The 6,260-nt window shown below is 57.6% G+C and carries 6 protein-coding genes; 1 reads left to right on the top strand and 5 read right to left on the bottom strand.

Annotated elements, in window-relative coordinates; genetic code table 11:
* From FVQ81_17910 to FVQ81_17890, 5 genes are all read right to left on the bottom strand, one after another.
* A partial coding sequence (locus FVQ81_17910) for a peptidylprolyl isomerase (GenBank protein ID MBW7998407.1) occupies positions 1 to 528 on the bottom strand: 528 nt, incomplete at its 3' end.
* Positions 529 to 793: 265 nt separating this feature from the next.
* Positions 794 to 2,152, bottom strand: coding sequence for a hypothetical protein (locus FVQ81_17905; protein ID MBW7998406.1), 1,359 nt, complete (start codon positions 2,150 to 2,152; stop codon positions 794 to 796).
* A gap of 144 nt (positions 2,153 to 2,296) precedes the next feature.
* On the bottom strand, positions 2,297 to 3,001 hold the full coding sequence (locus FVQ81_17900; GenBank protein MBW7998405.1) for a hypothetical protein: 705 nt from the start codon (positions 2,999 to 3,001) through the stop codon (positions 2,297 to 2,299).
* A gap of 110 nt (positions 3,002 to 3,111) precedes the next feature.
* Positions 3,112 to 4,248: a hypothetical protein gene (locus tag FVQ81_17895; GenBank protein MBW7998404.1), complete on the bottom strand. Its 1,137-nt coding sequence runs from the start codon at positions 4,246 to 4,248 to the stop codon at positions 3,112 to 3,114.
* 60 nt (positions 4,249 to 4,308) lie between these two features.
* Positions 4,309 to 5,046: a hypothetical protein gene (locus FVQ81_17890; protein ID MBW7998403.1), complete on the bottom strand. Its 738-nt coding sequence runs from the start codon at positions 5,044 to 5,046 to the stop codon at positions 4,309 to 4,311.
* Positions 5,047 to 5,845: 799 nt separating this feature from the next.
* On the opposite strand from FVQ81_17890, the gene FVQ81_17885 reads away from it, so the two are divergent.
* Positions 5,846 to 6,260 (top strand): dihydroxy-acid dehydratase (locus FVQ81_17885; GenBank protein ID MBW7998402.1); only part of this gene is annotated, 415 nt, incomplete at its 3' end.

The raw sequence follows: 6,260 nt of genomic DNA, 5'->3' as shown, positions 1-6,260 counted from the left end.
GAACACCGAGTGCCGCCCGTCCAGCCAGGGGGTGGCCTTGTGGGTGATGAAGAACTGGCTGCCGTTGGTGTCCTTCCCGGCGTTGGCCATGGAGAGGATACCCCCCTTGCCGTGACGCAGCTTGGGGGAGAATTCGTCAGGGAAGTAATACCCCGGCCCGCCCCGCCCGGTGCCCCGGGGATCGCCCCCCTGAATCATGAAATCCTTGATCACCCGGTGGAAGGTCAGCCCGTCGTAGAAGCGGGACTGCTTGATCTTCCCGTCGGAAGGGTCGGTCCAGTTCATTTTACCCTCCGCCAACCCCACGAAATTGCCCACGGTCATCGGCGCCGCCCGGAAGAACAGCCGCGCCACGATCAGCCCCCGGTTGGTCTCGATGCGGGCGAACAGGCCATCGGGAAGCTGCTGGGCGGCGGCGGTGGAAGCACCGGGGATGCCGAGTGCCGGGATGAGCAGGGCGGCCAGGAGCAGCACGGTATACGGGAATCGCAGGGATGGGCGGACAGTGAAGCGGATCATGCGGGTCATGCGGAGCCGGCGGATGATGAAAATGGAGGATCGTTTAACTCCATTCATCCAAGCACATTCGGTGCGGGATGGCTATGGGGGGGAGACCGATAATTAATTGGCTCAAACTGGAGGGTGCATCTGCACCCTGTCCGTTCACCGCTGCATCTTCAAGGGTAACGGGTACTTCAAATTTTCCAAAATTTCCAAGGCTTGAGTCGCAAGTTCGGCGATGTGTGGGTGGGAGTCCCCCAATGCGTACCATAGTTCCTGTGTGATGCTTCAGTCATTGCGTGGGAACGCGGTCGGGAGAACCGTTGTAGGAATCCTCGGAATCTGACAAAGTGGCAGTTTCCACTTTTGAATGCTGGAAGCGCCGTTCGGCAAGCTGTTGCAAATCCTCGATGGCCCGTTCCGCCAATTTGGCGATTTGAGGATCAGAATCGCGAAGGGCATTCTGGAGAGTGTCTGTAATACGGCCATCGGAATCGAGGCCATTTGCCGCCGAGCGCCAGAGGGCCTCCACTGCCTGGTAGCGATTTTGGGAAGCGCCGTCGTATGTGGCGACCTCCAACAGGATATCGACGGCTTTCTCGCTGCGATAATGAGCCACTTCTCTTATGCTCTCGGACCTCGCTTGAGTGTTTAGTTCGTAAAATGCCCGTTGTGCAAGCACCTCCCAATTTGGCCCTGATTCCGGCGGTTGGGACATAGCCAAAGTATTCGGGTCACTATTTGTTATTTCCCAATTATGGCGATTGGACTGAGAGTTCCATTCCGGGGCCAAGGACGCCTGCCATTCCTCCTCGGCGCGCATTTGCGCCAACCGTTCCAGATCATCCAGGGCTCGCTGGGCCAGTCCGGCTACAATGGGATCGGAGCCCCACACGGCGTCCTGTAGAGCCATCAGGATGCGGCCGTTCTCATCCAGCCCTTTCGCTGCAGAATGCCAAAGATTTTGTATAGCGATAAGGCGGACATTCGCATTTTCGTCCGCTGCCCCTGCAAGCAAAATGTTGACACTTTCCGGACCGGACTCCAAGGCCACACGTCTCAGGGCCGAGGCGCGTTCCGTCTCCCCCTTGCCATGCAGCACCTTGAACCAAAGTTTTTTCCACATCAGACGCTTTTTGGATCGCGTGGTGATTAACTCTTTTTCCACATTCGGAGATTGCGGAACTCCGGAATCCTTTATTCCATCCTGGGTTTTCGTTCCCGGCGTGAATTTTTCCGGCGCATCGTTCCCGCCTGATTTCGCCACGGATGCAGCAGCCTCCCGCAAGTCGCCCAAATCTATAAGCGCCTCCCAAGCCAAGCGGGAAACCTCGTCGTCTGGATCCTTCGCAAATCGTTCAAAGGCGGACAGGGTTTCATCTGGCGCGTTCGCATCGACCGATGCCTCCCAGAGGTGAGTGAGGTAGCGAAGTTTTTCCGCACCTTTTGCTTTTTCCACGGCCATGATCAGCAGTTCAAGCTCATCGTTTTGGGCTTGGTCCGATGAGATCTCCGCATTATCCGAAGAAAGAGGAGGAGGTTGAACCCCATCGGTAGCATTACCGCCGGACTTTTTCCCGCTGCCTGGATCGCAGGCCAACAAGGGCAAAAGCAGGAGCGCTAAAACCCACCAGGGCACATTCCGCCGCATATCCGAACTGAGTTTTGGAAAGTCAGACTGTCGGATTCGGGGAACCGCAGGTATCGATTTTACGCAAGTCATCATGCTATTTTTTAAAAGCAACCGCCCGGGATTTCACCTTGAATCCAGTTGGCAACCACCTGTCCAAAGAGATTAATAACTGGTGGGCACAAAAATACCGGACATGTATCCATGCATAACGTATATTAAACCAGTACCAGAGAGCATATGCCCATACCAATGGAATACATTGCTTCCAGCGGACACTGGAAACACGTGTTGTCCCGAGTTATTCATGTAGAAGGATCCGGTGGGGGAATTGGATGGGACACCCAAGACTTCAAACCCCTCGCTATACTGGCTGGGTGTGGCACTTGTGCTAAGGCTGGTGCGCATGACGGAGTTGGTACCGATATCGTGCTGGATTAAGGTATATCCATCATAATTTACAATAACACTGCCTGCCGCCGGGGCTACTATAGTTAGACTGCCTATTTCGACATAAGAACCATTTTCCGGCAGAAAAAAGTCCCCCAGGCCGTCTGCAGCACCCACCCCCGCCTCGTCGAGCGTATCCACGGCGGTAACCGCATTGGTCTTCAATTCGGAGGCAGTCACCGAGCCCGCCGCCAGATTAGTGGCGGTTACCGCACCGGCGGCGTTACTGAGCTTGCCGGTGATTTGGGTCTGATTGTCGTTCACGGCCGTCTTCACGTCCGCGAAGTTGGTGTTCATCGCGGTGGAACTGATGGTGGTCCCGCTGGAGAAGGTAATGAGGGTGCCGATGTTGGACCCCCAGGCGACCACCACCAGGGTCATGATTCCCACCAGCATGACGATAATTTTCACGTTCTTCATGTCCACTCCTTATCGGCTCGGGATTGATTCTCTTTGTTCCACATTGATGAATTCTCTCTTTCATCCGGTTCCGGGGCGCTGTCCTCCGGCTCGTCTTTTCCTGCCGGTCACTACCCCCATTTACAGCCATCCCACTGCCCAACATCCCACTTGCACTCCAGGGAGAGGGTAGTGAAGGAGGCCTCGTATCCGACGGCCAGGTTGTTTCCCGCCAGGTCCGCCGCTGCCGTCGTGACAACAATGAAATAATCGGAATCGGCGGAAAGATCGGCCGTGGGATTAAACTGCCATGTTGTGGCGCTGATCCAACTCGCGGCGCCGCTCACCGGCGATCCCATGTCCGGATTTCCGGTGCCGCCATCTTCCGGGTAGAGTCCCAACGCCCCGGATGTGGCCGCCTGGTCCATGTCCTCGGAAAACACCACGGTCACCGTTTTGTCCAGCGCGACATTGGTGGAACCGCCGGTGGGATCGGTGGTAGAGACGGTGGGTGGAATGAGGTCGGTGCCTGGATCATTCGGCGTGACGTTGCCGGAAACCGCCGTCGAGTAGTTGGGAATCCAATCCTTGGTGAAGATGGAATAGTAATATAGCGTCCCGTTGGCGAGGCCTGAGTCACCATAGTTTATGGTGAAGCCGTCATAGACCTCGTCCCCATCCGTGGGGCCCGTAGGATTCGAAACCGTGGAGCGGCGGATCATCACCCCCGCGAAGTCCGAGTCCGCCGGGTTGGTCCAGGTCATGATCACCTGCCCATCCCCCGGCGCGAGACCCAATCCGGTGATGGCCGCGGGGGGCGTAGTATCCGTGGTCACGTCGACCATGGTGAGGAAGCCCGCGTTGGTCGTCTCCCCCTGGATCACATTCAGGTTGGTGGCACCACTCATGTAGATGGGGGTGTCGGTGATGTCCAGGCCTTCCACGCGCAAGGAGCGGTAGAATCCCACCGGGACGTTGGGGATCGCACCCCCGCCTTCGTAGGCGAAATACGTGGCCGATACAGGGGACATGCCGGGCCCGGTGACCGTGCCGCGCACCTTCACCACACCCACCGGCGCCGTTTGTGGTCGGATGGAGGCGCTGGTTGTGCCGCTTTCGGTGGAGGGCCAGATTATCGTGGCGGTGATGGCGCCAAACTGATCGCCGGAGCTACCAGTGTCCTTGCTTCGTTCACAGGACGCGGCCATTCCCAGCATCAGGAATGCGATCAGGATGAAAAATCCTCTTCGATAGGGATGCCCGTTCATGATTCTCCTAGGATTCCAAAAGATTGGCCGGTTTCGGTCGATATTTTCCGTGGTGTATGGTCACCAGGTAAATCCCACCGACCCGCAGCCGGAGCAGCCACCGCCGCCACCGCCTCCGCTATCTTCCTCTCCACCGCCGCCCGCGGCCAGGGCGAGCACACCCACGCCAATGGCAATCCAGGCCCAGGTGGGCATCCCGCCGCCTTCCTCCTCCACTTGCGCCTGCTGTTGCACCGGTTGTTGACGCAATGGCGGGGGATCCACCTGACTGAGGCGTGCGGCGATGGAGGCTATGTTTTCCGAGAGCAGCCCGAGGATGTCACCGCGGTAGATGATGCTCTCGCTACGCACGATCTCCACCGTTTCCACGTCGATCATCTGGGCATTGACCTGGTAGGCCTCGCCCAATTTGGTGACCCGGCCCGTGACGATGAATTCCACGTTGAGAATCTGCCCGATCTTGGCGGCCTTGTCCGTATCGGTGAGGCCCTCCTGCTGGAAAGCCAGTTCATTCAGCACCTTGTCGGTCTGGGAGCGGTCCAGCACCGTAAATACTCGCAGGTTGACCAGATCGTTGCGCATCTGGTCCGTCACGGCGGCGGTTTCCACTTCGGAAAGGCCGAGGCCCTTGAAATCCAGCACGGCGACCCGGATTTTGACGGCATCCCGGGCGCTTTGCGCGAAGATGGTGTTTTGCGCTACGGGAAGGATGGCCAGGCTCCAGACGCAGAATGCGGCCAGGAGCATCCGGCCTGCCGAACGGAAAGCTGGCAGGGAAGACAGGATATTTGCTTTCAAGGCAAACCCCCTTTTCAAATCTGCGGCCGCGGAGCCGAAGAAATCGGTCCGCGATCGGATTTTGGAATCATGCCGGTCCGGTGGCTTTGCCAGGAAATTCAGCCTTGCCTGGGGATACTGCTGCCGGGAACGGCCTATTCCTCCGAGCCCGGTTCCGGAATCGGAACGGGCAGTGAATCGGAACGGGCAGTGAATCGGAACGTACGCGTCAAGACTTCATTGAAATCGTGGATGTGGCCGTGGTAACTCGTCTCCCGGCCCCGCCGTCGTCCTCTCCAAGTCAACGGCAGAACTTCGATCCTTTTCACATCCAAAAAATGAAATAACGCTTAAAAAAATTTTGTAATTAAAATTCTATTTTCACGATTACGGAAAAGCCTACCATAGAAACCCCGGGAAGGAAACACCCATTTAGGGTAAAAGTGCATATAAGTTTGAAAACATTATTGAAATTTCGTAATCAGTTTCGCTTGACCGGACCGGGAATTACCGGCTCCGCCGTTTTTCATGGTTGCCGGTTCTCTGCGGAATTTCCTTCCCCCCGGCCGGGGTGCGCGGGTGGGAAGTCATGCCGGAGCCGCTTCGGGGAAAAGTTGCGCGGCGGGTGGAAAGCGCAGTAAGCAAGCAATATCATGGATAGCGCCGCTTCCGGATCGCTGGGGCCGCGGGTGGCGGCACGGCCCGGATCCCTCACCCCGCCCGGTTGGATTGGACGGATATTTTGTTGTCCCGATGGATCGAATCGTCCATCCATATACATCCTATATATATAATAGACAATCGAGAAAGGATTACTATCATGAGCGACAAGACCCTCTTCCGCAGCGCCGCCTGGTGGGGCAAGGCGGACCGCAATGGCTTTCTGCACCGCTCCTGGATGAAGAACCAGGGCCGTCCCGACGACCTCTTCGACGGGCGCCCCGTGATCGGGATCTGCAATTCCTGGTCGGAGCTCACGCCGTGCAACGAGCACCTGCGGGGGGTAGCCGAGGTGGTCAAGCGCGGTGTGTGGGAGGCCGGGGGCTTTCCCCTGGAGTTTCCGGCCATGTCCCTGGGCGAACCGGTGATGCGCCCCACCACGATGATGTTCCGCAACCTGATGAGCATGGACGTGGAGGAATCCCTGCGCGCCAATCCGCTGGATGGGGTGGTGTTGCTTTCCGGTTGCGACAAGACCACGCCAGCCATGCTGATGGGCGCGGCCAGCGTCAATA

The sequence above is a fragment of the Candidatus Glassbacteria bacterium genome (assembly GCA_019456185.1).
Lineage (GTDB): Bacteria > Gemmatimonadota > Glassbacteria > GWA2-58-10 > GWA2-58-10 > JAJRTS01.
This window is presented reverse-complemented; position numbering and strand designations above follow the sequence as displayed.

What these genes read in the sequence shown, in the direction of transcription:
- FVQ81_17900 (MBW7998405.1), bottom strand. Translation starts at nt 3,001, where the DNA reads ATGAAGAACGTGAAAATTATCGTCATGCTGGTGGGAATCATGACCCTG.
- FVQ81_17905 (MBW7998406.1), bottom strand. Translation starts at nt 2,152, where the DNA reads ATGCGGCGGAATGTGCCCTGGTGGGTTTTAGCGCTCCTGCTTTTGCCC.
- FVQ81_17895 (MBW7998404.1), bottom strand. Translation starts at nt 4,248, where the DNA reads ATGAACGGGCATCCCTATCGAAGAGGATTTTTCATCCTGATCGCATTC.